1 protein-coding gene is annotated in these 651 nt (G+C 74.7%); it reads left to right on the top strand.

Going from position 1 to position 651, the window contains the following annotated elements; translation table 11 throughout:
* Positions 1–60 precede the first annotated feature (60 nt).
* A partial coding sequence (locus LPA54_RS34675) for an rRNA adenine dimethyltransferase family protein (RefSeq protein ID WP_228984605.1) occupies positions 61–651 on the top strand: 591 nt, incomplete at its 3' end.

Raw genomic sequence — 651 nt, 5'->3', positions numbered from 1 at the left:
GCGCGGGTGACGGCACCGGCGGTGACCGGGGCGTACCCGCGCGCCCCGTACCCTTGTCCCGTGACCAGCCCCACCCCCGACGCCCTCCTGGGCCCGGCCGACGTCCGCGAACTGGCGGCCGCCCTCGGCGTACGGCCCACCAAGCAGCGCGGCCAGAACTTCGTCATCGACGCCAACACGGTCCGCCGTATCGTGCGCACCGCGGAGGTACGCCCCGACGACGTCGTCGTCGAGGTCGGGCCCGGGCTCGGCTCGCTCACGCTGGCGCTGCTGGAGGCCGCCGACCGGGTCACCGCGGTGGAGATCGACGACGTGCTGGCCGGGGCGCTGCCCGCCACCGTCGCCGCCCGCATGCCGGAACGCGCCGACCGGTTCGCGCTGGTCCACTCCGACGCCCTGCACGTCACCGAGCTGCCGGGACCGGCCCCGACCGCGCTGGTCGCCAACCTCCCCTACAACGTGGCCGTCCCGGTGCTGCTGCACATGCTCGAGACCTTCCCGAGCATCGAGCGCACCCTGGTGATGGTCCAGTCCGAGGTCGCCGACCGGCTCGCCGCCGCCCCCGGCTCGAAGGTGTACGGCGTGCCCTCGGTCAAGGCCAACTGGTACGCCGAGGTCAAGCGCGCCGGGGCGATCGGCCGCACCGTGTTC

This window comes from Streptomyces sp. DH12 (genome assembly GCF_020873895.1).
Classification (GTDB): domain Bacteria; phylum Actinomycetota; class Actinomycetes; order Streptomycetales; family Streptomycetaceae; genus Streptomyces.
This window is presented reverse-complemented; position numbering and strand designations above follow the sequence as displayed.